Raw genomic sequence first — 25,959 nt, forward strand, 5'->3', positions numbered from 1 at the left:
ATAGCTGGATACTTATACTAAAGAACTATCAGTCGTTTTTCTTATGTATGAATTTGATTTTTCATGGAAAGATATATTAGTATGTATACAGTTTGAGCGCTCTATTTTTTAGAGTCGAACAGGAGGAGAATGAATATGTCTGATATTGAAGTTGGCGAAGTGTTTACTCTTAGTGATGAGAATAACGAAGAGCAAGAAGTAGAAGTACTTGGAGCGATGGATGTCGAAGGCGCAGAATATATTGCAGTTGCCTTTGTTGAAGATATCCAAACAGAAACTGAGGAAGACATTGATATTTTCTTTTTAAAAGTAGAAGAAGATAATGAGTTTTCATACATTGAAAATGATGAAGAGTTTGATAAAGTATCTGCTGCGTTTGAAAAGATTTTGGATGAGCAAGAGCAAGAATAGTATGAATGAAAAACATGAGGGCGGATGCATATCCGCCCTCTTTTTATTTATTACTCATCCAGAGACTCACGCAGTAATTGCAGTACATCTTTCATCGCAAAAGGTCCATCTTTTTTAACATGCTCCGCAAATTCTGAAACGAGACGTAATGTTCTCACACTTTCGATTGGATGTTCTCCTGATGCACTTTCAGCTGAAAGCATAACTGCATTCGTCCCGTCCAGTACAGCTTGAAACACATCAGTCACCTCAGCCCTTGTTGGAATAGAATGATCTACCATAGATTGAAGCATTTGTGTTGCTGTAATAACATATGTATTCGTTCGATTACATTCACGAATCATCATTTTCTGTAAAAGGGGAATACATTGATATGGTAACTCTACTCCTAAATCGCCCCTTGCAATCATAATTCCATCTACTTCTTTACATATATCTTGAAAATTCTCGATTGCTTCCATCGTTTCTATTTTAGCGATTAAACTTGGAGAAGTTTCTTTATACTGTTGTATAAAATCTCGTATTTCTTTTATATGACTAGGTTTTCGTACGAAAGAACACGCAATAAAATCAACATCCTCTTCTAAAAGAAACTGAATATCTTTTTTATCTTTCTCTGTAATAGCTGGTAAACGAACAGTCGCACCTGGTAAATTAACTCCTTTATGAGATGAGATATTGCCACCTGTTTTAACCTTTGTTTCTATTTTGTCCGTACTTATCTTTTCAACAATTAATTCAACTTCTCCATCATTAATCAAAATTCTACTGTCTACTTTCACATCATTCGCAATTCCTTCATAATCAACACTTGCTTCTGTATTACTCCCTGTAACTGGTTTTGTATGTAAAATAAAAGAATCTCCTGCCTGAAGTGTAATTTGCTCTCCCTTCACTTCACCTAATCTTATTTTAGGACCTTGTACATCACCCAAAAATTTAATAGAGTCATCTAATGATTTCACTAAACGAATGATGTCTTTATGACTTTCATGCGTGCCATGCGATAAATTCAGTCGAACAATTTTCATACCATTCTTTATTAACTGTGCTAACGTTTCTTTATTATTACTTGCGGGTCCAATTGTACAAATTCGATCGATTGTCATTTTTGTCACCATCCTTTTTTAAATAAGTTTCCCATATGAATTTAAAAATAACAGACATAATGACATGAATAGATTTAAATTTACACGAATTTCATAAAATTAAACCTGTATCCCTTGCTGGCTAAGCATTAGAAGATATATTCGCTTTTTTGCAAATGAAGACATGTTGAATCGAAAGTAAAAGAAAAGTTAAGTATGGGATAAACCATTGAGAGTTTCGAAATTTTCATATATTGTTTGAATTGAGTTCGAACTCAAAAATTTAAAAAGGTGGGAAAATTAGTGAATATGAAAAAATCTTTATCGGTGACAACTTTAGGGTTAGCGGTTTTAGGTTTTGGTTTTACTAATAACGCAAGTGCTTCAGAGGTCGATACTGTAGACAAGCAGCCCGTTTTAGTTGACTTTGATACAATTCAATCAACAAAAACATCTAGTGTTCCTAGTTTGACTGTTGCAGCTGCACCTAAGAATGACTCTAACATTAGCGTATATACTCCCTTTTTTGGTAACCCATATGCAGTTGCGAAATCGAAATCAACTACGACCGAAGACTATGTTTATGCAAAAGCAAGAACTTTCAATGGCGATGGCTCATTAGTAAATACGAAAAGTAATAGTGCAAAAAAATCATCCTTTGTAAATGCTACAGCGACCAACACAAGCGTTTATTATGGAGATGATTACGCTATCGGTAATCATACCTATAAATTAAGTGGTTATAATGATGTAAATCACGAAACAAAAGCCTTCTGGTAAGAAAGAGAAAAAAGATATGCATCTTGCATATCTTTTTTCTCTAATACTTTACATATATTGAGGTGCTATTTATGAAACAAATATATATTATTAGCGGTGTTTTACTTATTTCATTACTTACAATTTATATTTTGTTCAATACTTCAATCATACAACCTCATCCTCTTTCCATAGAAAATAAACGAGAGCAACAAACCAATACTATTTCTTACGGATTGAAGGATAATCAAGGCCAACATATCAACAATGGCAGTACAATTACTAGTGAGGATAATAAAATTAATGTAACATTATCATTCGTACATACTATTAATGAAAACCGAAAATATGGATTAATTGTTCTAGAAGATTACGAACAAAAACCTTTTAGAATAGAAGATACTACTAATGAAATATCACACTATTTTTTTGATATGAAACCAAACAGTTCAATTACTACGAAAATCTCTTTACACACCTCTCCTAATGGAAATGAATTAACCTTTTTAATAATTAAAAAACCTGAATACAAATTAAAAGATAATAACTTAAATAAAGCAGCAATTTTAGAAGATATTCTAAGTATGCGATATTCAATGCATCCTTTTCAGAAAGAAAACGAAAAAATAAAACTCTCCCTTATAGATCCAGATGCTATTTTAAAAGATGGTCTTTACGAACCATTATTTGTTACGAACCGTGAAGAGAACTTACAAACTGTCTTCTTTGAAAAGGAAGGCAAGCAATTAACCCTATCAAACGGTAATGAAACGAATGATGAAATGACTTACGCAATCGTAGCTTTTAAAGATTGGAAACAAGTTGAAATATTTAACAATAGAAAAGTCGTTTATACTAAGGTTGCACCTGAAACAAGACAAATCTTTAATTTCACATTGCCTTCAGTGGATCAGGAAAGTAATTTTCAACTCGTTGCTTTTCCATTTCCTTTTAAAGTTAGCGAAGAAGATTATATCAGTCAACAAGCATTCAGTTCCTTTCGCATCGTAATTGAAAATGATAATAAATAAGTTATACTGTGCACATTACAACAACCTAAAAAAGGCCTACTCACACGAGTAGGCTTTTGAAACTATGAAAGTTTCGTCAATAACTGATTTAAATCTTTTTTCGTTTTCGTCGTTAATGATTTCATTTTATTAATATCGATTTTTTCTTTCTCCGCTCCTACAATTAACGGATACATACTTTGACCGATTGTTTTAGAATCCGTCGGATGTGATGCTTCTAGCTCTTTTTCAATCACGTCCCACTTTTCATTAATTTGTTTGCCAAGCTTATTCACTGTTTCCAATTTTGGATTAGCAGCTAACTGCTTGTCCAAGCTATCAATTAATGCCACAACTTCTTTAACGTTCGTTTTCACAGCAACACTTTTCTTCGGATCTTTCGTTGTCTTTTCGTTATTGTTTGTGTTTGAGCTTGTACTTGTGCTTTGATCTGCTGTTTTCCCGCTAGTCGTTTGGTCATTCGTTTTTCCTGTCGTTTCTTTTTCTTTTGTTTTCACATTCTCATTTTGAGTTGACGTTTTGCCGTTACTTTCTGTTCCTGATGATTCTTTCGTATTTTTTGCATCTTTATCTGTTTTTTCATTTGAAGAAGTATTTGTTTCTTTTTCAGTATCTTTCGTTGTTTTGGACGCTTCATCTGCACTTGTCGTTTTTGCTTCTCCTTCATTTTGCGCTGTTACTTGCTCTTTCTTTTCTGCCTCTTTATCTGCTGATGGACTACAAGCTGCCATAGTAAGCATTGTACCAATTGTTATCGATGCGATAGCGACCTTTTTCATTTTCATATAAATCCCCCTATGTTTACTTTATTTATCCTCCCCTTTACGATTCGATTTCCCCTTAAAAAATCCCTTTTCATACGAATTACCATCTTTCCGACAGTAATCTTCATAATAATACGGACAAAAACTGATAAACTCATTTTAATATTCGAGTTTCTTCTACTTCATTTTTCTGCTCGTAAGTAAAAGAAAAAGAGTATATTGTCACATTAAGAATTACTATCTTTATATGACGATATACTCTTCTATCAAATTTTTATCTTTCTTGACATTTTATTTATACAAAAAAATAAAATTTCCTTTCGTTTTTTGTTTCTCAACATTTGTTAACATAATATTTTTATGAATAACCACCATTCGAGTGAATAACTTGCCCAGTAACCCATTTCGCTTCTTCACTTACTAAAAAAGAAATTAAGCGCGCAGCATCCATTGTTTCTCCAACTCTACCTTGCGGGAATTTCCATACTAAATAATGTTTTAATTCCTCTGTAATCCACCCTGTATTTGTTGGTCCTGGATCAACGGCATTAACAGTAATCCCCTTCTCCATCGCTACTGGTGCTACTGACTTTGTAAATGCTTCAATTGCCCCTTTCGTTGCTGCATATGCTAGTTCATCTGGCATTGGACCTACTGACTGTCCTGAAGTAAGATTAATAATACTCCCGCCCGTTTTAAGTGAATAATGTTTTATAAACAATGAACTTAATAGCATAGTAGCCCGAATATTAACTGTATAATGTTTATCCAACTGCTCTACATCTAATTCCTCAATTCTCGTATGAGTAGAATATACTGCATTATTAACTAGAATAGATGGATCACCTAACCGTTCTGATACCATATAAAACAAACGATTTGGCGAATAAGACTGCGATAAATTGATTTCTGCCATTTCACATCGAACATCGTAACTTTCAATTTCCTTTTTCAGCAAAAAGGGTTCTTGATCACTCATTCCCCATGGCATCGCTTTATCATACTTTGGCCAGTACGTGAAAAAAATGTCTATCCCCTTTTGAGCAAGCACCTTGCATACAGCTGCACCAATTCCATTCAGACGAGTTGCCCCTGTTACAATTGCTATTTTCTTCACCTTTTTCTCCTCCATCTATACACAGATCCCCTGCATGAATACAGAGGATCTATCTTCTTATTGAATATTTGACAGTATACGTTCAGCACCTAATTTTAACATTTTAATAAAGATATAATTTACAATCGTAAACATTACAAATAAAACGATAAACATAACCCACAGTCCGACATGAAGGAAGAAGTATAATACACTTACTCCCCCCACAATAATTAAAGCTATTAAAATATTAGCTAAAAAATTCCACAAAGTGGTATATCGGCTCTTAAATAATTTCTGCTCTGTATCCCAATGAATATCTGCAGTTTGCGCGTCCCAGCGTGTTCCGATTAAATTAATTAATAACAACCCGTTCGCACTTAGTAAAAACCACAGTATCATAAAGACTGGAGAAATCCCAGCTACAACTGCCATCGTAATACCGAATACTGCTAAAATGATCACATTAATTAACCAAGCAGTGATTGCTTTCGCAAAAAAGATATCCGAAGCCTTTACTGGTAAATAACGATTCACAAACCAAGAGCTTCCATCTCGCGAAAATGACGTTGTTGCAATGACGTTACTACCCATTAAAAATAACGATGCACAAAGACCAACACCAATTGCAAATCCTGTTGTCTTTGGATTGTTAATATACTCTGTAATAAACTTTAAATTTCCATCTTGCACAAATAAAATAAAGAACAACATAATTGGCATAACGAAAGTTTGTACAATGCAATTTAAGAAAAATTGTGGTGTACGGAATAACGTTTTAAATTCTTTTTTCACATACGCTTTTAAATGCGAACTTTGTACTGTTGATTTCTGTAAACCTTCCGCCGAAATAACTTGTTTCTTTGCTGTACTCGTTGAAAGTCCAATAACCCCTTTTAAATATGTACGCTCTGCTATGTAATAAAACAACACAAAGAAGACAAATGAAATAACTGCAAAGATTATTACATATAAAGGTCCCTTCCAATTTGCATTTTCTACTAATGCCACTGCTCCAAAATATGTAGTTGGAAAATAATTTGTCATTTGTACTAAAAGAGAAGATTGATTATTTACAAGGTATTCCGCAGCCCCATCTCCAGAAAACGCACTTTTATTTCTCCACTGCATAAATACGTTAATTCCTACAATAAATAATATACTTACGATTCCAATAAATATATTTCCTCGATCTTTATTTTTCGCTATATTTGTATACCTCATAATAATTGTCATCAGTAACGAAGCTAATACTAACGGCACGATTGGGAAGAGTAAGTAAATAAAAATCATATATATGTAATATGTAATAAATGCGCCACTTTTTAAACCGTACGTAATGAAGATTGGTAATAAAATGAATGAACTCATTACGTATTGTGTAATTAATACCGTTAAAAATTTTGCCGAAATAATTTGCGCTGGTTTTAATGGTAACGGCAGTAACATTTCAATATCATTGCTGTAGTAAAATACAGTTAAAATGTTCGTTATACTCATTAAAAATACCCATATACTCGCAATCGCAAGTCCCATTGCAATAATCATTCCCGGCCCTTGCCCTAATTGTTTCAGACCTTCATACATTCCGTGCGTCATCGAACCAAATATTAAAAATCCAACAAATAAAATAGCTGCAAATGAAAATAAATACGCCCATCGCTTCTTCTTATCTGCTATAAAATCTGCGTAATTTAACTTTAATAGTACCTTCGTTAACGTCCAAATTTTACTCATTGCCCGTCATCTCCAAGAACATTTTTTCAAGTGATTCATTGGATTTAAAATGATCTCTCATTTCATCTAAATTTCCTTTAAACTGCAAATTCCCCTTATTAATAATAGCAATCCGGTCACATATTTTTTCCGCTACTTCTAATACGTGTGTAGAGAAAAATACAATCTTTCCTTTATCCGCATGTTCTCTCATCATTTCTTTTAAAATATATGCAGATTTCGGATCAAGCCCTGTTAACGGTTCATCTAAAATCCATACATCTGGTTCATGCACGAGCACACCAATAATAACGATTTTTTGTCTCATACCGTGCGAATAACTTTGAATTTGATCAGATAATGCATTATAAAGATCAAACTTCTTCGCTAAAGACTCTATTCGTTCTTGTCTTACTTCTTTCGGCACTTCATACATATCAGCCATAAAGTTTAAATATTCAATTCCTTTTAAACGTAAAAACATATCTGGGCTATCCGGCACATAACCAAACGTCTTCTTCGCTTCCATCGGCTCTTCCATAATATTTTTTCCGTTAATCGTAATCGTCCCTTTGTCCACCCCGTGAATGCCAGTAATCATCTTAATTGTCGTGGATTTACCCGCACCATTCGGTCCTAAAAATCCAAAGATTTCGCCGCTAGGTACAGATAAACTTAAATCTTTTACTGCATAGGTAGACCCATTATAACTTTTTGACACATTCGTAATTTCAATCATTCCATCCAATCCTTTCCTTAATTACCAAATAACTATATTGATATTATAGCATACTTCTATTTTAAGATTTTTACATTTTTCAGTTTATTTAACCTTTAAAATAAATATACACCCCTAATCCAACAACTAAAACGACAGCTAGTATAATATAAATCATTGTTAATCGTTTAATATTCCCCTTTGTCGCTTTGCTATAATTTGCATCACCATTCCGCCCAATTAACACCGTCGCAATGACAGTAATCACTACAAGTAATACAACGATCATGATCCAAGTTAGCATTTCTTCCTCCCCCTCCTTACAACCATTTTACAATATTATCCTCTTTATTTCGCAGCATATTTCCTCTTTTTACTATTATTATGAAGCAAACTGGAAAACTATTATTACCATTCCTATCCAATTGTGATATATTTGTAACATAACGTGACTTATTTCTAACAACGTAAGGAGGACCTATCATGAAAACAACTTGGATAAAATATTTAGGATTTCTCGGTTTCTTCGGTTTCCTCGGATTTTTTTATGAAAAAGGATTGTTTACTATGTTCTGTTTCTTCTCCTTTTTCACATCGTATAGAACAGTTCAACACGATGAACTGTTTGAACAAATTGTCAATAAATCGTGTCGCAATGCATTTATCGTTACATTACTAACTACCGCTATCATTATATTTATTGAAATGTTATTTCCAAACCCGGCGCTACAAGAAATTGATATCGCTCTTATTTTCGGCACACTCATTATTACGTTCGGTTTTTCTATGTTCTTTTATGATAAACCTGTTGATGAAATGGAAGATGCACCATGGCGTTCGTAACGAAGATAAAAGAATACCGCGCAAAATTGAACATGACACAAGAAGATTTAGCGAAGCAAGTTGGTGTACGCCGTGAAACAATTAGTCATCTCGAAAAAGGTAAATACAATCCTTCCTTACAACTTGCTCACGATATAGCGAAGGCACTACATAGTACAATTGATGAGATTTTTATTTTTGAGGATAAATAAAAAATACCGTCATTCTTTCCAAGAAGAATGACGGTATTTCTCATCGATTATCCATATAAAACCGCATGAAATACGCCTAATAGTAAGTATTGATCCTCCATGTAATCTCCATCATATGCATTCATCTCGATGTAATACATATCTTCCTCAAGACGAATATTCCAATCTGCGATTAAATAGCCTTTTCGTAATAATTTTCCCATTCCAAATGAAGTTTTATGAACAACATATTCTTCTGCCTTATATGTAAAGGTAAATATAAAATTTGCATCCAATAACTTTCCGTCACATACAAGTATTTCATGCTCTGCATCATTATTATCGATGTACGTTACTAAAATCTTTCTTTGGCGCTGCCTACTTACATCCTTTGCAATGACGCGAATATTGTTCTTAATATCCTTTATTTCATAAATGATATTACTACCAATTTTCGGAATAAAATCCAGCACTCTCATCAGCGTATTTTTATAATAGCCCCTTACTACGCCTACTTGCTCGCTTCCATTATAAACCTCTATCGGCGTCGTATCTGCTTTGCTATCACACGGTCGTTTGTAAGAAAGCTGCATCATTCGCTCTCCTCTTAAGTACTGATCAAACGTCACAGGATATTCTATCGCACGCAGTTCCTTATTTAGCTCATATAAATAGCATTGAACGCTCTCTACTAATGTTTCAGTAGAGATACGCTCTTGAAGTTCAAATTCTTGCCAGCTGGAAGAAACATTCCATTGATTATGATCCTCTTTATAGAAGAAGCCAAGAATTACCTCTTCACGGTCAGCCGTTTCATATTTCATAGGCACGTTTTGCCCGTGTTGAACTTGTTCCATCCACTGACCTAAATAAATGCCCAGCTCTGCAACCTTCATACATGATTTTTGAAAAAATACTCTGTCATCCATACAGATTGTTAAATCCCCTTCGATAAAACCATTTGTATAAGCAACATACCGTGGCTCATTCGTCTGCGGAATAACCTTGTCTAACTCAAATAAAAACGTTAACATCCTTCATTCACCTCTAGTTGTTACACTAATCATACATGACATCGCATCACTCTGAGAAACTATTTATATACGTATATTTAATTCACGCATTATAACACGTGAATGACCTTGTATAGTAGCGTTATTTTTTGTTCTATATCTTAGTATATGAACTTATATGAGCGATTTTTCAAATATATCTATCGCAACTTACAATATATCAACGATTTTTTCAATATATCTATCACAACTTACAATATATCAACGATTTTTCAAATATATCGATTTTTCGACAAATATCAGCACAATTAAAATGAAGCTACCTTTTCTTCAGCCACTTCTACAATTTCTAAAATTTGTAGCAGACTCTCCACTTCATAAGTCGGATTAACACTCGTCTTATTCTCTTTCAAACTCGGATTATACCAACACGTATCAATGCCGAAGTCTTCTCCGCCTTTCATATCAGAAGTTAGCGAATCTCCGACCATTAGTACACTTGATTTATCCGTAATTCCAAATTTCTCAAATGCATAATCAAAAATCTCACGCGCTGGTTTTTGATGACCAACTTCTTCAGAAATAATAATGTGATCAAAGAAATTACATAAAGGTGAATTTCCGATTCTTGATTGTTGCACCTTCGTATATCCATTCGTAATAATACCTAACTTGCAATCTTGTAGATTTTCACATAATTGTACTGCGCCTTCTATAAGGTGTACTTCTTTCCCTAAGTTTTCAAGATATACATCACTAAATTGCTGCGCATCTACGTTTATATTATGAAGTGCAAATAATTGTCTAAATCGATCTACTGCTAATTCACTTAGCGTAATCATTTTATTTTCTAAATCTCTCCATAATCCATTACTAATCTCTTTATAACTTGCAAGATAATCATTATACCCTGTAGGCATACCAAACTGTACAAACGCATTATGTAATGCGTGTCTTTCCGTTTCAGGGAAATCTAATAATGTATCATCTACGTCGAATAATATAACTTTGTATTTCATGATGTTTTCCTCAACTCCTATATTCTCATAGCTTAATTATAACAACAATAAGAAAAGGAGGCTAATTAAAACCAGCCTCCCTTCTTCTTACTTATCTTCCAGCAATAACTCTTTCATTTCCTCTAACGACTCTTTCGTAAAGCCAAGAGCCCTTTCAGCGTATGCTTCAACTGATCCGTATTGCTTTTGAATTTCACCAATCGCAGCTTGCAAGTATTCAGCACGTGCTTCAAACATTGCACCTAATATCGCTCTGCTCTCATCGTTTTGTAATTTCGCACCTAAAAAGGCCATCATTTTTTCATTTAGCTTTTCACGAAATCCGTTACTTAGTAAGTAGTCTTCCATTACTGTTTTTTCTGGTACACCTAGTAAAAGTAGTAATAATGCTGAACCAAATCCAGTACGATCTTTTCCAGCTGTACAGTGGTTTACTAACGGTAAGTTTTCCGGGTTTTGCGCTAAGTTTAAGAAGCTCACGAATGCCTCGTTACCACTTACGAAACCTTGGTTCATTTTCACAAGATATTCACCTGGTTTTCCTAACATAGAAAGGTCACCAACTTGGAAAAACTCATTTATATTTAAGTCTTTCGCTAAGTCTTGCATAACTGGTAAGCACACTTGACGAGCACCCGTAATTTCTGGATTCGGCTTATGCTTCACTTCAAAGTCTGTACGATAATCGCAAATTAACTTTAAGCCAGACTTTTGCAAATAGGCAATATCCCATTCAGTTAGCCCTGCTAATTCTTCAGAACGATATAATTTGCCCCATTTTACTTTACGGCCTTCAGTCGTTTCATATCCTCCCATATCACGGAAGTTAAACGCACCTTGTAATGGCAATCTACGCTCGGCTACTGTTACTGCTTGTCCATTACTTCCTACTAATCTAAAATATGGACGTTCATTTTCACTCGGGTTTTCAATTGTATATGATAATTCTCCATTTACCGTTGCAAGTAGTTCTCCATTTTCTTCAATATGATCTGGTGAAGTACTCCAATAAATACGAACTTCTTCTATATTATTTTCCCACTTTATTTGTAACGTATTATCTTCAATTCTTTCTACAGTTGCTTGTAGCCAATTTCTTTGCTGCTCCATTCTTTCACCAACGCTTTCTCATATAATCGAATCTTTTTTTATTGTATTATAGGAATATCTATTTTGTCGTTCTCATTTTTCTTTTTATCTTACAAAGAGGCAAAAAGTTCTTTTACTTGTTCATAAGTTGTACACGGATTCCCTCGAAAGACATATGCAATTTGTTCATCACCTAAATCTTTATATACAACTGTCCCGCGATCAGGGTGCGAATAAATAGTCCCCTCCCGCTATACGAGTTCGAGAATATAGACCATTCATCCTCCTAAAACACCCTCACATACCGCTCAGTACAACTTAGCAGCTGACATCCATTCTTTTCAAAAACATCCTTCATCCATTCATTTTGTATATTTGTCTCACCAATATAATAAGATGCACCTATTTCCTTTAAGACAAACAACGCACCTGCAAATAATGCAGCTTCATATCCCTTATTACGCATATTTGGAGTAACTGCGAAGTACATAAGTTTCCCTTCTTCTAACGTACCTCTTTCAATATGCGGGATTACAATTCCTATCGGCTTTTCATCGACATTCGCTGTTAAGCAATGTTCTTTCCATTGCTCACCAATTTCTTGTAGCATCATATGCACAAATTGATCATGAACGACTGGTTCTCCCGTCGCTTCATTCCACAGTGAATAAAAAGCCTCTTCCCCTACTTCTTCAATTAACTTAAAATCAACTTCACTTTCTATATCTTCTACTTCGTATATATCTTTAAATACAATCATGCTTTCCGTAACATATTCAAATGAATACGTTTCAAAACATTTTTTATACACATCATAATTTGGGCTTTTTGAAGAAATTTCAAAATGTAGTTTTTCTAATTCACCTTTTTTAGCTTCAGCAACGCAATATTGCATCATTTCCTCTAATTGCTCTTCTGTAAAAATCTCTGCATTATTTTCTTTTATCATAATAGAAGAAGCACTTCTTCTTATTTTAAAATGTTTTTCTAACTGTTCTATCGTCGTCATATTCTTCCCTCATCTATATCATACTCGAATTTCTAATCGTTCTCCTTGCATGAGCAGGATTGTCCTTGAATATATAGAATACTAGAAAAGATCGCATCTTTAAAGTGCGGAGGAGGTTCTCCAGTGGATATTACAGCATTGCAACAACAGTTAGAGCTTATACAACAAAATGACTATACGCAACTACAGCATATAGACGTAAATGAGTTAACTTTGAACATGCTTCAGTATATCGGAACGACTGATAGCTACGTTCGTTACCAACTTATATATAAATGTTTTGCGCATTTCATTCATCATGAATTCCTTATGGACGATCAGCTGAAATTACTTCTGCAAACTTGTTTAAGTGATGAGTATTTATATTGTGACATTTACTCCCCACATACAGATGGGGTTTTCACACGTTCTTACACTGTTTCGTTAATTGCGTTAATACTCCAATTCGCTAATTCGCACTACTTTTGTACAGAGGAGGATATCGAAGAAATAAAAAATAAACTCATTACATATACAAACTTAGAAACGGATTTTCGAGGCTATATTGAAAACAAAGGATGGGCTCATTGTCTTGCTCACGTATCTGATGCTTTCACCGAAATTGTTCATAATACGTATACGACCTTTGAATGGTACGAAGAATTAATTCATTGTTTATTAAATAAAATTTTTATTCCATCTGACCTTTTTCATAATAATGAAGATGAACGCATTGTTACTCCATTACTAGCAATGCTGTATCATGATTTTCCTCAAAACGAGTTAATTTCTATTATTCATAAAAAAATAAAAAGGCTTCCTCAAATTAGAAAACGCCTTTCACTTAATGAGTATTGTATTTTATGCGCCAACATTAAAACCTTTTTACGCACATTATTTTTCAGAACGAAAGATGACCATAACTTAGCTTTTACAGCGCGTAAAACAGAAAGAATGTTAAAAGAACTCCCTAACTATTATTAAATACAAGGAGCAAAAATATGGGCTACATTGAAGACATGAGAAATCTAGTAGGAAATCATCCACTTATTTTAATAGGATCACATGCCATTATATTAAATGAAAAAGATGAAGTATTACTGCAGCTTCGGACAGATTTTAACCGATGGGGCATTATTGGGGGTGCCTTAGAATATAACGAAACGTTAGAAGGTGCTTTAAAACGAGAAGTATTTGAAGAAACTGGACTTATTATTAAAAATCCAGAACTATTCCGTACATACTCAGGGCCAGATTTCTTTCAAATCTATCCAAACGGCGATCAAGTACATGGTGTACTCGTTGTTTATATTTGCCGCGAATTTCACGGGGAGCTTATATGTGATAAAACTGAGTCAAAAGAATTACGTTTCTTTCCGTTTGATGAGTTACCTAGTACTCTTCATCCAGTCATTGAGGGGATTCTTCGCGATTTTCATCACTCTAATTAAAAATATAAATAAAACAACCTCATTTCCCGTCATTACAACGTGAAATGAGGTTGTTATCGTTCACCGTAAATCCCTATTTCCCCAAAATGATATTAACGCTCTCTTTCTACAACTTTATATCCCTTTATAAAAAGGATAGTTATATAAGAAACAATAAATGAAAGAATAGTATACATGCCAACCCAAAAGAAAAATGCTGGATCGTGCACTGTAACACTTAACATAAGAAAAATAAGAAATGTTACAATTGGCATCGCGTAAAATGTACCTACTTTATATGTCACAGCTATTGAAAAAATACAAATAAGCAATGGATATATACAGAAAATAAAAATGATTTCACTCAATGTTATGTCCCCCTTTCTGCAGAAATAATAGGTTTCTCGTAAACATTTGGGGGAACAACAAAATTTTATTTTTTATTAGTAAATATAATGTTAGATTGTTATCTCAATCTGATTCCCTTCAGGATCACTTACTACACTTTCATAGTAACCATCCCCTGTAGTTCGTGGGCCGTTTAACACAGGGTACCCTGCTTCTCTTAATGTATGAGTTAATTCGTTCACCTTTTCTTTATTACCTACAGAAAAAGCAATATGCGCATATCCTACTGTTTGTATTTTTATTTTATCGTCTATCCCTACTTGTCTCATAAGTTCTAGACGCGCACCACCTTCAAAAGTTATGAAATAAGATTCAAACTGCTTTTTCGGATTGTGATATAAGCTATTTTCTTCACCACCGAAGTACTGTTTATAGAAATCACACATTCCTTCTAAATCATTCACCCAAATTGCTACATGTTCAATTTTCATAATCGACACCTTTTCTTTTATGTTATTCAACTGGCAATTGGATGCTTCATTGCCAGTACATTTAATTTTCTTTATTTGTTCTCGTAATCATAAGATCAAGTCCAAGGCTTTTTAACCCATATAAATAATCTTCTTTCCAGTTGCTCACTGTTATTTTCGGAATATGTTCTGCCGGAATGTACTGCGGACAACTTTTTACAATTTGATCTATTACAAATTGATTCACTTCATCATCACAGAAGATAAACGTATGAGGGTTAATAATAGCTATACATGTAGCTATTAAACGAGTAATAGCATCTATATTATATTCCTCTGAATTATGCGAATCCCCACTTCTCAAAGCTTGTAAGAAATTTTTATTATCATACTGCGGAACGAAAGATATCTCTCCTGAGAAAAATGTACTTCCGCGTACGACATCTCCATTTACCATAATCCCCGCACCTGGGCCATTTTGACCTGAATACAAATATACAAGAGAGGAATTGTCATTATTCCTCGTGTTTTTATGATACCCGAGCACTGCAGCATTCATATCGTTTTCTATTACTACTGGTATAGAAAACAGTTCCTCAAAGTGACTTTTCAAATTAAAATTTTGAAACTTTTCATATCCAGGAATATAGAAAATACGCCCATTATCGACCGCACCAGGGACACCAATTGATATAGAACTTATTTTTGGAAACATAGCTATAAGACTTTCTATATGTTCTGTTAATACGCTTAGTCCCGCATCAATTAATGCACTTGAAGTACTCCCTTGTTCTTTTACTTCCCCTAAACAGTTAAAAATTGTATAATTCGTCTCATTTTTTTCTAAAAATATCGCTAATCCTAACATATATTCTGGATTATACGCATATCGTTTCGCTCTTCTTCCGCCACTTGAATCATCTAAACCGACTAAAGTGACTTCACCATCTTGTTTCATATTTTCTATAAATTTACTTATCGTTGGAAAACTAATTTCTAATGTATTACTAAGTTCAACTTTCGTCGCACTTCCTTGCTCTAGAAGAGCCGTACGAATGCCGCGAAGGATCGTCTCTTTAATTGATTTTTGAGTAACAAATTGTTCACTCAAATCGCTCACCACCTTAATCAACATACTTATTAAACACTTTTAATAAGTTGCGTTGACAATATATCATACATCATTTTCTAAAGCAATAGAGATGATATATTTCCGCTGCATGCAATCCTTATTTAGCTCGGTGTATTCTCTCTTGTAATAGACGATACAATTCCAGACAAAAGAACAAATAATAAAACCGCTAGCAAGGCATTACGTATTCCGAATGCTTCCCCAAGTATCCCTAAAAATGGTGGTCCGACTAAAAAGGCTGTATAACCAATGATAGAAACTGCAGCAACATTAGAAGTCGCATTTTCACGGTCATCTCCAGCAGCTGACAGACCAATTGGGAAACCTAGCGCTGCACCAATCCCCCACAGTACTACACCAAATGCTAGAAAATACGAATTACTCCCAAATATTACGATTGAAATTCCTAGAATCGCCATCATAATAGTGGCACGTACGACAGCGACACGACCGAATCGATCAAGGAAATAGCTGCTACACATACGAGTTAACGTCATTGCTAATACAAAAATTGCGTACATAATAGAACCTGCCACTATACTTTGCTCATGTCCATCTACCATCACGATAGGTAGCCAATCATTTGCACTACCTTCTGCAAATGCCATTCCAAGCACAAAAAGACCAATTAAAAGCACCTTTTTTTCCATACGTAAGGAAGTACGCTTCTCTCTCCTTTTGTTCCGCGATTTCTCCTTCTTTCCTGTTCCATGCGGAAGAAAACGATACACCATACATACAAGTAATAGAAATATGACCGAAATCACAAGAAACTGATACAGAATCGGGATGTGAAGCGACGCTGCGACAGAACCACTGAGCGCGCCTACTAAAGTTCCTACACTAAAAAAGCCATGGAATTTCGGAAGAAGAGTTGTTCCTAATTTCTGCTCAATGGAAGAACCTTCTACATTCAATGCGACTTCCGCCAATCCGTAGCCTACTCCAAATACTAGTAAGCTACTAAAAGCCCCCATACTAGAAACAAAATAAATATTTATACCTAAACAAATCAATCCAACAATCATAAAAAACATACTGCCTATAATAACGTCTCTAGCTCCCTTACAGTCAATGAAGCGGCTTGCACTCAGTAAACCAATTATTGAACCAACAGATAGTCCGAACAAAATCCAGCCCATTTCTGCATTTGACACTGCTAACATATCTCGAGTAGTTGCTGTTCTTGAAATCCATGTAGCAAATGCCACACCTGGCAAAGCAAATAAGAGAAAAAGAGCATTTCGAGAGGCAAGTAATCTCTTTTTATGATTGTCCGCACTATATTTCTCCATATGAAACACCTTTCACATTGTCTATACGATAATTTACGAACTGTTGAAAACGCCCTTTATTCTTCTATCGTTTTAATAACTTTAGCTGGATTACCACCAACTACTACATTATGAGGTACATCTTTTGTCACAACTGCCCCTGAAGCAATTACAGCGTTGTCTCCAATTGAAATACCAGGGTTAATAATAGCTCCCCCGCCAACCCAAACATTGTTACCTACCTTTACTGGCTTTCCATATTCTTTACCAGAGTTCCGCTCTACCGGATGCAACGGATGCGTAGCAGTATAAATGTGAACACCTGGTGCAAACATACAATTATCACCGATTCGCACTTCACAAACGTCCAAAATCACACAATTAAAATTTGCGAAAAAGCTCTTTCCAACATGGATATTGTAGCCATAATCACAACGAAAATCAGGATTAATTTGGGCTTTCCCATCAGCTGAAGAACCTAAAAGCTGATTTAATAACGTAAAACGTTTTTCATCTCCTATCTCCATCGCCTCATTATAAAGGCGTGTTAAACGTTTTGCTTCAGTTCTATCAGCTACTAACTCTTCATCATCTGGCATATACATTTCTCCTGCCACCATCTTTTCTTTCTCCGTTTTCATACATTCATCTCCTTTTTTATTGAATGAGATCCACTTATTAAACTTCTTTAATAAGTGACTTAAATTATACTTATTAAACACATTTAATAAGTAACCCTATATTAGCATACTTTTTAACATATGCAACTAATAAGTTTTGAAAAGAAGTGCGAATTCCTTGCTCTACATATCAATATGAAGAATATTATATAGATAAACAAGGGAACGCTCAGCGCCCCCTCTCAAATCCAATCCGTTTTTTAATTTCAGCTAAATTTACCTTCGCGATTTCTCTTGCCCGCTCAGCACCTTTTTCTAACGCTTCGTATAATAAATTTGGCTCATTCATATACCTAGCGTATTTCTCACGAGGTCCAGCTAACTCACGATCTACAACGCGAAACAACTCTTTTTTCACATCACCCCATCCGATTCCAGTCTCATATTTTTCACGGATCGACTGTATTTCAGCCTCTGTCGCAAATTCTTTATAAATTATAAATAACGTTTCTAGTTCTTTCGGTTCATTCGGAAGTGAAGAATCTGTTTTGATTTTAAATATTAACTTTCGTAGTTTTTCTTTCTCTGCAAATAATGGGATTACATTCCCGTAACTTTTACTCATCTTTCTTCCATCAAGTCCTAGTAATATTGCTCCTTCTTCTTGTATGACATACTCCGGAAGTGTAAATGTCGTGCCGAATGTATGCTTAAAATACGTCGCAATATCACGTGCAATTTCAATATGCTGAATTTGATCTTTCCCAACTGGTACATGAGTAGCTTGAAATAGTAATATATCCGCCGCCATTAAGATCGGATACGTATATAATCCCATATTCACTCCTGCATCTATCTCTAAACCCGCTTCTTTATTTTGCTCCACCTTCGCTTTATACGCATGAGCACGGTTCATAAGTCCTTTCGGAGTTAAGCAAGCTAATATCCAAGCTAATTCTAGAATCTCCGGCACTTCTGTTTGTCTATAAAAAATAACATCTTCCCCAAGTCCAAGCGATAACCAAGTAGCTGCTACCTCTTCCGTATAACTGCTGAACTTTTCTGAATCATGCACAGCATTTAATGCATGATAATCAGCTATAAAGTACAATGCTTTTCCTTCATTATTCTTTAACATTTGTAATGCAGGTTTAATCGCGCCAATATAATTTCCTAAATGCGGATAACCTGTCGGCTTAATTCCTGTTAACATTATTTTTTCACTCACACTAACTCCTCCTTTCTCAAAATAAAAAGAGCCTCTCATCCTTAAAAAGGACGAGAAACTCCCGCGGTACCACCTTAATTAGCTATCATTATAGCTCACTTCAACTTCTTAACGTGAAGTAACCGTCTTTACCTACTCATTTCAGTTAGAAGCTCCAGAGCCCATTCCATATTCATCCCTTACTGATTCTCACCACATATCAGCTCTCTGAAAAGTTTCGAATATGTACTCTTCTCTTTCATTGCTTTTTCGTTATTTTTTTACAGTTTATCACATTCCACTTCCAAACAAACCCGAATTTTCTATTTTATATAGCAGGAATTTCCACTTCAATTGTCTAATCTTATATAGGTTTGCAGAAATATTCAAAACAACTTTGGAGGTTTTTTCATGGTAAAATATATATCCATTTTAGGTTCCACAGGATCCATCGGCACATCTGCATTAGATGTTATTTCAGCTCATCCTGAACATTTCAAAATCGTCGGTTTAACCGCAAATTATAACATTGATCTTCTTGAGCAACAAATCAAAACGTTTCAACCTCGTATTGTAAGCGTTGCGACAAAAGACTTAGCAGACACGCTTCGTACGCGTATTTCAGCAAATACAAAAATCACACACGGGACTGATGGCTTAATTGCAGTAGCTACTCACCCTGATTCAAATCTTGTATTAAGTTCTGTTGTCGGTGTTTCAGGATTACTCCCAACAATTGAAGCATTAAAAGCGAAGAAAGATATCGCTATTGCTAATAAAGAAACTTTAGTTGCAGCTGGACATATCGTAACTGAACTAGCGAAACAAAACGGATGTCGCTTAATTCCAGTAGATAGTGAGCATTCAGCTATTTTCCAATGTTTAAACGGAGAAAATAATAAAGAGATTGAGAAGTTAATTGTAACAGCTTCCGGTGGTGCTTTTCGTGATAAAACACGTGAAGAAATGCAAACGTTACAAGCTAAGGACGCTTTAAAACATCCAAACTGGTTAATGGGCGCAAAACTAACGATTGATTCTGCCACATTAATGAATAAAGGATTCGAAGTAATGGAAGCGAGATGGCTATTTGATATTCCGTATGAAAAAATTGATGTAATGATTCATAAAGAAAGCATCATTCATTCTTTAGTAGAATTTATTGATGGATCAGTTATGGCACAGCTCGGTGCTCCTGATATGAGAATGCCTATTCAATATGCGTTTCACTATCCTACTCGGCTACCTTCTTCCTATAAAAAATTAAATTTATTAGAAATCAGTAGTTTACATTTTGAAAAACCAGATTTAGAGAAGTTCCCTTGTCTACAATACGCATATGAATGTGGCAAAATCGGTGGTACTACTCCCGCTGTATTAAATGCAGCAAATGAAATTGCGAATGCACGATTCTTAAAAAATGAAATTGTCTTTTTCGATATTGAAAAAACAATTTACAAAACAGTTGAAGCTCATCATAACGTAAAAGACCTTTCACTAGATGCTATATTGGAAGCGGATCAATGGGCGCGCCAATATGCAAATGAATTGTTAATAAAAAAGAGCTAAAACAGTTCCCACTGTTTTAGCTCTTTTTTCACGTATTCAACTTAACAAATCTATAACCGTGCGTAACTAACACTTTTAATATCGCGTATCCTGGAATGGCTAAAATAATGCCCATAATCCCGAATAAGTTTCCGGCAGTTAAAATGATAAATATGATTGTAATTGGGTGAATATCTAGCTTTTTCCCCATTACTTGAGGAGAAATAAATTTACCTTCTGCTAATTGTACAACCATCATAACAATGATTACTTTTAACACCATTGCTGGCGAGTCAATAAATGCGATAATTAACGCTGGTGTAATAGCAATAATTGGTCCTACGTACGGAACGATATTTACAATCATCGCTAAAATCGCAAGTAGTACCGCATATTTAATACCGATAATAAGGTAACCGATTAATAGCATAATACCGATAAACAAGCTCACGATAATTTGCCCTCTAATATACGAGCTAATCGCATAGTGCATATCATCTAGTATTCTCATTGCTGCTGGTTGTCTTTGTTCTGAAATGAATTTTAAGAAGTGATTCGGCAATTGTTCGCCATCTTTTAAAAGATAGAACAATATAAATGGAACCATTACAAATGTTAAAACAACCTCTGTAACAGTACTCAAGAATCCAGTTACATTCCCAGTTACTGATGATAATGACTTTGTAAAATCAACTGTATAGTCTTTTACCATATTCGCAACATTAATATTTAAATTCTCCTGAATTTTACCAAGTAAATTACTTTCCCCGAATCTACGCGCTGCTTGTTCAATCTCATGACCAAAGTACGGTAAGTTATCAATTAATGCATCAATTTGATCTTTAATAATAGGGATAACAGTTACAACTAAAAACACAAATAATCCGATTACTATTAAGTATATTGAGGCTATCGATACGATTCTTGAAACACCTTTCTTTTCTAAAAGTGAAACGAATGGATGCAAAATATAGAATAGCACGCCTGCCAATAGTACTGGGAAGAAAATTGTTTTTAAAAATACGATAAACGGTGTAAAAACAAATGATATTTTTGTTAGTAATAAAATATTAATAAACAATAACGCAAATCCAAGCAATACCGCCAAATAATTTTGTTCTCTAAAAAACTTTCTTAACTTATCTCTTTTTCTTATATTTATTTTCTCCAATGAAACCACCTCTTCGAATGATGAAAAGCCCTTATTCAGGGCTCTTCATCATAATCTATATCTCTATTTCCTTGCAGCTTTCACTACAAATGATACAATAAGAATTAACACGATTGCACCTAATAATGCCGGCACGACATGAATCCCACCAAATGATGGCCCAAAGGATCCAAATAATCTACCACCTAACGAAGCACCTAATAAACCTGCGATAATATTTCCGAACATACCACCTGGGAAATTTTTACCCGTTATAGAACTAGCAATTGCACCTATAATAGCACCAACTATTAATGTGATAATCCATCCCATTTTTAGTCCTCCATTTCTATTATAGTTTGTATGATTCAATACAAACATATGTATTTATCATTGCTAATCATATTTCACTATAGAAATATATTTACTGCTATTTTACATATGGAGATACATATATTATATGCAAAAAAGAAAAATATTGTCAAACTCACCCATAAAGCAATTATATTAATATACCATATTCAAAGGAGGCTTCATTATCTATGATTCTTAAGTTAAATTCCACTTCTTTTGAAGTAGCAACATCCATTTTACAAGTTCAAATTCCAGCCTATAAAGTTGAAGGGGACTACTTAAATAGTACTGCCATACCCCGTTTATATGATACTGTAAACGATATTCAAAGTTGCGTTGAAACATTCTATGGATATTTTTCTGAAAATAAACTTGTCGGCTTTATTTCTTTTGTACAAGAAGAAAAACTAATTGATATCCACAGGTTAGTTGTATCGCCTGATTTTTTTCAAAAAGGAATTGCGACGAAACTCCTAATTTATATATTTAACATGTTCCCTTCTTCTATGACATACATTGTACAAACAGGTAAAGCAAATACCCCTGCTATCGCATTATATAAAAAACACGGCTTCCTTGAAGTAACATACACCGAACTACCTGATGGAATAGTACTTACACAACTGAAAAAACAGAAAAAATAAAATAATTTGACTAATCGTTTTATTTATGTTACCTTTTACCTTATAATACCTTTTGCTGAGTCCAAATTTTGGAGCGGGGGAACCAATTTTGTAGCTATGCTACTTGGGGCGAATCTTTTTTTAAGTAGGGAAACTCTCACTTCCCGAGTCCGACAGCTAACCTCGTAAGCGTAATGGGAGAGGAAGGTGCTTTTTGCCTATGTTACACATTTTGCCTCCTTAATTATAAATATGGGATCGATATCAAATAGTCACCTATATTTATAGAAAAGGAGATATGTATTATGTTACGTTTATCTGATCACGCAATAAAAATGATGGAGCAAAGACTTCGACTCGAACAACATCGCACATATCAAGCAAATAAAATTGTAGATAACTTACATCACAAATACTTCTTTCAACATATTTTTCAGCCAAAAAGATAAAGCAAAACTTTAATCAGTGGGGGCATCCCCACTGATTATTAGTTAAACCAATCGGGCTTTTACGGTCCGTTGATCTATCACCTAACTTCTTTACTCTAGCTGAATTTTGGAGCGGGTGTCTTACTGCCCGTTAATGCAGGATAAAAAATTGTTCATTTAACATCAAAAACACAAGGTGTGTCTAAAAAGACATTCCTTGTGTTTTTATATTTCTTATAATATTCTCACTACATTTAAACTTGCCGTAATCGTACCTGCTATTGTAGTCACATGCCCAACACCGAGCGGGCCATTTTGTAATATAAACGTTGAATTTGCACTAGCTACATTTACAAGAAGCGTATTTGAAATAGATGGTTCCAATACTACAGTTGATGTCGTTACATTTTGTATAAAACTCCCTGTTACTTGTGTTCCATTTAATAGTAATCTTACAGATACTACTTCATTCCCACCAGTCGCGTCCCCTTGGAAATAGTAGCTTACTAAATATATTCCTGGCGTCGATACTGTGACAGTTGTAGCACTAGTTAAAGATACACCAGTTCCATATACAGTGGATCCCGAGTTAATTGGAATATTGGCACTTGCTGCAATTGTGCTTGTTGATGTAGAAAAGAAATAGCCACCACCTGTCGATATAGCAGATGATCCTGTTGCTCCAGTTAAGCCGGTTGGACCAGTGGCGCCGGTTGGGCCTGTTACTCCCGTTCCCCCTGTTGCTCCAGTTATTCCTTGTATGCCTTGTATTCCAGTCGGGCCAGTGGCACCAGTCACTCCCGTCTGGCCGGTTGCTCCCGTCGAACCTGTTATCCCTTGGAGACCTTGGATTCCTTGAAGACCTTGGGGACCCGTTTCTCCAGTCGGGCCGGTTGCTCCCGTTGGACCCATTTCTCCTTGTGATCCTTGAATTCCTTGAGGACCTTGGGGACCCGTTTCTCCAGTCGGACCGGTTGCTCCTGTTGGACCGGTTGGGCCCGCCTGGCCGGTTATTCCTTGTAGACCTTGAGGGCCGGTTGGACCAGTTGGGCCGATTGGACCTTGCACTCCTTGTATCCCCTGAATTCCTTGGGGACCAGTTGGACCAATCGGACCTTGGATTCCCTGAATTCCTTGAGGACCCGTTGCCCCTGTCGGACCTGTTGGACCTTGGGGACCTTGCACTCCTTGTATTCCTTGAGGACCGGTTGGGCCTATACTTCCTTGCGGTCCCTGGATACCTTGTATTCCTTGAGGACCGGTTGGGCCTGTTATGCCACTCGGACCTTGTACGCCTTGCACTCCTTGTGAGCCAGTTGGGCCACTCGGACCTTGTACGCCTTGTAGACCTTGTAAACCAGTTGGACCTGTCGCTCCCCTTACTCCTTGCTCACCTTGTATACCTTGAACCCCTTGTGGGCCGGTTGGACCGATTGGACCCTGTGCCCCTTGCACTCCTTGGGGACCTGTCGGACCGGTTGGGCCGATTGAGCCTTGTAATCCTTGTAGACCTTGCGGACCTGTCGGGCCGGTTACTCCTTGTATCCCTTGTGGACCTTGAATGCCTTGGTCACCCGTTGGACCTGTTGCCCCCATCGGCCCCTGTACCCCTTGCAAACCTGTTAAACCGGTTGCTCCTGTTGGACCCTGTATTCCTTGCACTCCTTGGATTCCTGTTGCTCCTGTTGCTCCTGTCGCCCCTGTTGCCCCTGTTGCTCCAGTCGGACCTGTTGGACCCCCTGGTGATCCTGCTGGACCGGTTGGACCGGTTGGGCCTCCCGGAGGACCGGTTGGACCTGTTGCTCCTGTTGGACCCGTTGCAGAACCAGTCGGACCGGTTATCCCAGTTGATCCGGTTGATCCAGTTGGACCTGTATCCCCTTGTAAACCAGTTGCCCCAGTCGGACCGATTACACCTTGCACTCCTTGGATTCCTTGAGAACCGGTTGGACCTACCTGCCCCATTTCTCCCTGGGGACCTTGTAAACCTTGAACACCAGTTTCCCCTTGTGGCCCCATTGGCCCCTGTTCCCCTTGGATTCCTTGAGAACCTGTTGGGCCTGTTGGACCAATTAGACCCTGTATTCCTTGTATTCCTGTTATACCTTGTAAACCACTACTTCCTAAATTACCTTGAACACCTTGTATACCAGTATTTCCAGTCGGACCTGTTGGACCATTGTCCCCTTGCACTCCTTGTATTCCTTGTATTCCTGTTGGACCTGTCGGACCGACTTCCCCTTGCATTCCTTGTATGCCTTGTATTCCTGTTGAACCTGTTGGACCGATTGGACCAGGAATTCCTTGTATTCCCTGAATACCAGTTGGACCTGTCGGACCTCTTTCGCCTTGAATTCCTTGAACACCTTGTATTCCCTGTGGGCCTTGTTCTCCCATAGGTCCTTGACTACCTTGAGAGCCTTGTGGTCCAGTTAAACCTGTTGGACCTGTTGGACCATTTTCTCCCTGTACCCCTTGCACCCCTTGTATTCCTGTCGGACCTGTTGGACCGATTGGACCTTGTACGCCTTGTATTCCCTGCGGTCCAGTTGGTCCACCTAAAGCACCTGTTGGACCGGTTGGTCCAGTGGGCCCCGTAATACCTGGCGGCGGAAAAGGAATAGGTGCTTGAAACTTACTACACTTATCTTGATTCTTCACAAGCATCTC

The 25,959-nt window shown here is 36.1% G+C and carries 29 protein-coding genes, 1 riboswitch and 1 other annotated feature; of the genes, 10 read left to right on the top strand and 19 right to left on the bottom strand.

The features are described from left to right. Window positions 1–129 precede the first annotated feature (129 nt). Window positions 130–411, top strand: a complete 282-nt coding sequence (locus DOS87_RS18830) for a DUF1292 domain-containing protein (RefSeq protein WP_002005464.1) — start codon at window positions 130–132, stop codon at window positions 409–411. A gap of 50 nt (window positions 412–461) precedes the next feature. On the opposite strand, the gene DOS87_RS18835 is transcribed toward DOS87_RS18830, so the two are convergent. Then, entirely contained in the window at window positions 462–1,520 is a 1,059-nt protein-coding gene (locus DOS87_RS18835; protein ID WP_000151076.1) for a pyruvate kinase, read from the bottom strand. Between the two features lie 282 nt (window positions 1,521–1,802). Here DOS87_RS18835 and DOS87_RS18840 point away from each other — a divergent pair, with 282 nt between their 5' ends. Then, on the top strand, window positions 1,803–2,279 hold the full coding sequence (locus tag DOS87_RS18840; protein WP_001056355.1) for a hypothetical protein: 477 nt from the start codon (window positions 1,803–1,805) through the stop codon (window positions 2,277–2,279). Window positions 2,280–2,350: 71 nt separating this feature from the next. Next, window positions 2,351–3,289, top strand: a complete 939-nt coding sequence (locus DOS87_RS18845; protein ID WP_000810164.1) for a hypothetical protein — start codon at window positions 2,351–2,353, stop codon at window positions 3,287–3,289. A gap of 62 nt (window positions 3,290–3,351) precedes the next feature. Here the strand turns inward: DOS87_RS18845 and DOS87_RS18850 are convergent, their stop codons facing one another. The 5 genes from DOS87_RS18850 to DOS87_RS18870 form a co-directional block, all read right to left on the bottom strand. Beyond that, window positions 3,352–4,074 carry a hypothetical protein gene (locus DOS87_RS18850; RefSeq protein ID WP_000782525.1) on the bottom strand — a complete coding sequence of 241 codons (723 nt, stop codon included), beginning with the start codon at window positions 4,072–4,074 and terminating at the stop codon, window positions 3,352–3,354. A 337-nt stretch (window positions 4,075–4,411) separates the two neighbouring features. Further along, window positions 4,412–5,170 carry an SDR family oxidoreductase gene (locus tag DOS87_RS18855; protein ID WP_002082465.1) on the bottom strand — a complete coding sequence of 253 codons (759 nt, stop codon included), beginning with the start codon at window positions 5,168–5,170 and terminating at the stop codon, window positions 4,412–4,414. Window positions 5,171–5,227: 57 nt separating this feature from the next. Continuing rightward, a complete protein-coding gene (locus tag DOS87_RS18860) occupies window positions 5,228–6,886 on the bottom strand; it encodes a putative ABC transporter permease subunit (RefSeq protein ID WP_000036853.1) in 1,659 nt (552 codons plus the stop codon). Continuing rightward, window positions 6,879–7,604, bottom strand: coding sequence for an ABC transporter ATP-binding protein (locus DOS87_RS18865; protein WP_208730107.1), 726 nt, complete (start codon window positions 7,602–7,604; stop codon window positions 6,879–6,881). Before DOS87_RS18865 ends, DOS87_RS18860 begins: the two co-directional genes overlap by 8 nt. Window positions 7,605–7,692: 88 nt before the next feature. Beyond that, complete coding sequence (locus tag DOS87_RS18870; RefSeq protein ID WP_000958863.1) at window positions 7,693–7,887, bottom strand: hypothetical protein; 195 nt, start codon at window positions 7,885–7,887, stop codon at window positions 7,693–7,695. A 179-nt stretch (window positions 7,888–8,066) separates the two neighbouring features. Here DOS87_RS18870 and DOS87_RS18875 point away from each other — a divergent pair, with 179 nt between their 5' ends. Together DOS87_RS18875 and DOS87_RS18880 are read left to right on the top strand one after the other, a co-directional pair. Beyond that, window positions 8,067–8,426, top strand: a complete 360-nt coding sequence (locus tag DOS87_RS18875) for a DUF3796 domain-containing protein (protein ID WP_000859207.1) — start codon at window positions 8,067–8,069, stop codon at window positions 8,424–8,426. Further along, window positions 8,414–8,617: a helix-turn-helix transcriptional regulator gene (locus DOS87_RS18880; protein ID WP_000896294.1), complete on the top strand. Its 204-nt coding sequence runs from the start codon at window positions 8,414–8,416 to the stop codon at window positions 8,615–8,617. The genes DOS87_RS18875 and DOS87_RS18880 overlap by 13 nt, the downstream gene beginning before the upstream one ends. A 47-nt stretch (window positions 8,618–8,664) precedes the next feature. On the opposite strand, the gene DOS87_RS18885 is transcribed toward DOS87_RS18880, so the two are convergent. From DOS87_RS18885 to DOS87_RS18900, 4 genes are all read right to left on the bottom strand, one after another. Further along, the gene (locus DOS87_RS18885; RefSeq protein WP_000955132.1) at window positions 8,665–9,630 is read right to left on the bottom strand and encodes a tubby C-terminal domain-like protein; all 966 of its coding nucleotides are present in this window, start codon (window positions 9,628–9,630) and stop codon (window positions 8,665–8,667) included. A gap of 287 nt (window positions 9,631–9,917) precedes the next feature. After that, on the bottom strand, window positions 9,918–10,628 hold the full coding sequence (locus tag DOS87_RS18890; RefSeq protein WP_000875913.1) for a YjjG family noncanonical pyrimidine nucleotidase: 711 nt from the start codon (window positions 10,626–10,628) through the stop codon (window positions 9,918–9,920). A gap of 87 nt (window positions 10,629–10,715) precedes the next feature. Beyond that, complete coding sequence (locus DOS87_RS18895; RefSeq protein WP_017763419.1) at window positions 10,716–11,738, bottom strand: tyrosine-protein phosphatase; 1,023 nt, start codon at window positions 11,736–11,738, stop codon at window positions 10,716–10,718. A gap of 265 nt (window positions 11,739–12,003) precedes the next feature. Beyond that, a complete protein-coding gene (locus DOS87_RS18900) occupies window positions 12,004–12,726 on the bottom strand; it encodes a GNAT family N-acetyltransferase (RefSeq protein WP_017763420.1) in 723 nt (240 codons plus the stop codon). Window positions 12,727–12,849: 123 nt separating this feature from the next. Here DOS87_RS18900 and DOS87_RS18905 point away from each other — a divergent pair, with 123 nt between their 5' ends. Beyond that, window positions 12,850–13,689, top strand: coding sequence for a DUF2785 domain-containing protein (locus DOS87_RS18905; protein ID WP_000355454.1), 840 nt, complete (start codon window positions 12,850–12,852; stop codon window positions 13,687–13,689). A gap of 17 nt (window positions 13,690–13,706) precedes the next feature. Continuing rightward, the gene (locus tag DOS87_RS18910) at window positions 13,707–14,156 is read left to right on the top strand and encodes an NUDIX hydrolase (protein WP_000540466.1); all 450 of its coding nucleotides are present in this window, start codon (window positions 13,707–13,709) and stop codon (window positions 14,154–14,156) included. 92 nt (window positions 14,157–14,248) lie between these two features. On the opposite strand, the gene DOS87_RS18915 is transcribed toward DOS87_RS18910, so the two are convergent. From DOS87_RS18915 to DOS87_RS18940, 6 genes are all read right to left on the bottom strand, one after another. Beyond that, window positions 14,249–14,503, bottom strand: coding sequence for a YbeF family protein (locus tag DOS87_RS18915; protein WP_001289513.1), 255 nt, complete (start codon window positions 14,501–14,503; stop codon window positions 14,249–14,251). 90 nt (window positions 14,504–14,593) lie between these two features. Then, a complete protein-coding gene (locus tag DOS87_RS18920) occupies window positions 14,594–14,974 on the bottom strand; it encodes a VOC family protein (RefSeq protein ID WP_098577967.1) in 381 nt (126 codons plus the stop codon). Window positions 14,975–15,035: 61 nt separating this feature from the next. Then, a complete protein-coding gene (locus DOS87_RS18925; RefSeq protein ID WP_000003031.1) occupies window positions 15,036–16,064 on the bottom strand; it encodes an ROK family transcriptional regulator in 1,029 nt (342 codons plus the stop codon). 122 nt (window positions 16,065–16,186) lie between these two features. After that, complete coding sequence (locus DOS87_RS18930) at window positions 16,187–17,380, bottom strand: MFS transporter (RefSeq protein WP_000417593.1); 1,194 nt, start codon at window positions 17,378–17,380, stop codon at window positions 16,187–16,189. Between the two features lie 56 nt (window positions 17,381–17,436). Continuing rightward, entirely contained in the window at window positions 17,437–18,000 is a 564-nt protein-coding gene (locus DOS87_RS18935) for a maltose acetyltransferase domain-containing protein (RefSeq protein ID WP_000845634.1), read from the bottom strand. 208 nt (window positions 18,001–18,208) lie between these two features. Then, on the bottom strand, window positions 18,209–19,207 hold the full coding sequence (locus tag DOS87_RS18940) for a tryptophan--tRNA ligase (RefSeq protein ID WP_098577966.1): 999 nt from the start codon (window positions 19,205–19,207) through the stop codon (window positions 18,209–18,211). Window positions 19,208–19,250: 43 nt separating this feature from the next. Further along, window positions 19,251–19,458, bottom strand: a binding site (T-box leader). Window positions 19,459–19,597: 139 nt separating this feature from the next. On the opposite strand from DOS87_RS18940, the gene DOS87_RS18945 reads away from it, so the two are divergent. Then, window positions 19,598–20,755 carry a 1-deoxy-D-xylulose-5-phosphate reductoisomerase gene (locus DOS87_RS18945; RefSeq protein WP_000241772.1) on the top strand — a complete coding sequence of 386 codons (1,158 nt, stop codon included), beginning with the start codon at window positions 19,598–19,600 and terminating at the stop codon, window positions 20,753–20,755. Between the two features lie 28 nt (window positions 20,756–20,783). On the opposite strand, the gene DOS87_RS18950 is transcribed toward DOS87_RS18945, so the two are convergent. Both DOS87_RS18950 and DOS87_RS18955 read right to left on the bottom strand, forming a co-directional pair. After that, window positions 20,784–21,905 (bottom strand): AI-2E family transporter, encoded by a 1,122-nt coding sequence (locus DOS87_RS18950; RefSeq protein ID WP_000411479.1) that lies wholly within the window; start codon window positions 21,903–21,905, stop codon window positions 20,784–20,786. A 63-nt stretch (window positions 21,906–21,968) separates the two neighbouring features. Then, window positions 21,969–22,217 carry a GlsB/YeaQ/YmgE family stress response membrane protein gene (locus DOS87_RS18955; RefSeq protein WP_000539733.1) on the bottom strand — a complete coding sequence of 83 codons (249 nt, stop codon included), beginning with the start codon at window positions 22,215–22,217 and terminating at the stop codon, window positions 21,969–21,971. A gap of 209 nt (window positions 22,218–22,426) precedes the next feature. On the opposite strand from DOS87_RS18955, the gene DOS87_RS18960 reads away from it, so the two are divergent. Both DOS87_RS18960 and DOS87_RS18965 read left to right on the top strand, forming a co-directional pair. Next, window positions 22,427–22,882: a GNAT family N-acetyltransferase gene (locus tag DOS87_RS18960; RefSeq protein WP_000601235.1), complete on the top strand. Its 456-nt coding sequence runs from the start codon at window positions 22,427–22,429 to the stop codon at window positions 22,880–22,882. A 43-nt stretch (window positions 22,883–22,925) separates the two neighbouring features. Then, window positions 22,926–23,069: riboswitch (cyclic di-AMP (ydaO/yuaA leader) on the top strand. 97 nt (window positions 23,070–23,166) lie between these two features. After that, entirely contained in the window at window positions 23,167–23,310 is a 144-nt protein-coding gene (locus DOS87_RS18965) for a hypothetical protein (protein WP_000945244.1), read from the top strand. Between the two features lie 213 nt (window positions 23,311–23,523). On the opposite strand, the gene DOS87_RS18970 is transcribed toward DOS87_RS18965, so the two are convergent. Next, complete coding sequence (locus tag DOS87_RS18970) at window positions 23,524–25,956, bottom strand: BC_3345 family exosporium-associated protein (protein WP_208730108.1); 2,433 nt, start codon at window positions 25,954–25,956, stop codon at window positions 23,524–23,526. Window positions 25,957–25,959 lie beyond the last annotated feature (3 nt).

The organism is Bacillus sp. CR71 (genome assembly GCF_003429245.1).
Classification (GTDB): Bacteria; Bacillota; Bacilli; order Bacillales; family Bacillaceae_G; genus Bacillus_A; species Bacillus_A thuringiensis_S.